The organism is Cobetia sp. 2AS (assembly GCF_029846355.1).
GTDB classification, from domain to species: domain Bacteria; phylum Pseudomonadota; class Gammaproteobacteria; order Pseudomonadales; family Halomonadaceae; genus Cobetia; species Cobetia amphilecti.
In genome coordinates this window covers 1-293 of record NZ_JARWKQ010000026.1, presented here as the reverse complement: position 1 = coordinate 293, position 293 = coordinate 1, and the positions used below count along the sequence as shown (strand labels likewise).

The 293-nt window shown below is 66.6% G+C and carries 1 protein-coding gene; it reads left to right on the top strand.

From position 1 onward, the window contains the following. The coding region (locus QD356_RS17780; protein WP_279878498.1) for an Ig-like domain-containing protein at positions 1-293 on the top strand (293 nt) is incomplete at both ends.

Here is a 293-nt window from a genome sequence, read left to right as displayed (position 1 = left end):
ACCGTCGATGCCCCGGCACTGACCTCCGACACCACGCCGACCATCGTCGGTACCACCGATGCCGAAGACGGCAGCACGGTCACCCTGGTCATCACCGACAGCGATGGCAACGAGCAGACCGTCACCGCGACTGTGGAGAACGGCACCTACAGCGTCGATGCAGAGACACCGCTGAGCGAAGGCGAATACAGCGTCGAGGCCTCGGTCACCGATCCGGCCGGCAACACCGCGACCAGCAATGATGTAGGCGAGGTCGACGCAAGCGCGCCGGCGCTGACCGTCGATGCCCCGGC